Below are 497 nucleotides of genomic sequence, written 5' to 3'. Positions count from 1 at the left end.
CCATTGAACTACGAGGCCAATTGAGAACGCAAATTTAAAAACTTCCTGCCGGTTTTAAGGCCGTAAACCTCATTTTTTTGTTCTAAAATAGACGAGATTTGAGGTATTATTTTATTTCTTACTTTTAAAGACATTAATACCAGTTAAAAATGCGAATATTTCTTGCCTTACTTTGCTGTTTGCCCTTAGGTCAAAAGCTTTCTGCACAAAATCATGAGATCATGAAAGATCCCTTTGCGCACACCTACTCCATAGTTGCACGGGATGCGAAAACCGGCGAAATGGCTGTTGGAGTACAAAGCCATTGGTTTGCTGTAGGTACAAGTGTTTCCTGGGGAAAAGCCGGGGTTGGTGTGGTTGCCACCCAGTCTTTTGTTAATCCCGCCTACGGTCCCAACGGACTCGAATTAATGGCTGAAGGTAAATCTCCTGAAGAAGCGCTGCAGCAATTACTGGCACAGGACGAGGGGCAGGCCTACAGGCAGGTGGCTTTTTTA

General features: G+C 43.9%; 1 protein-coding gene. It reads left to right on the top strand.

Annotated elements, in window-relative coordinates; genetic code table 11:
* Nucleotides 1–221: 221 nt before the first annotated feature.
* On the top strand, nt 222–497 hold a 276-nt coding region (locus HC175_RS17700), incomplete at its 3' end, for a DUF1028 domain-containing protein (protein WP_235942668.1).

It is taken from the genome of Salinimicrobium oceani (assembly GCF_012037645.1).
The sequence above is the reverse complement of the archived record's forward strand: the minus strand, read 5'-3'. Positions and strand labels throughout refer to the sequence as shown.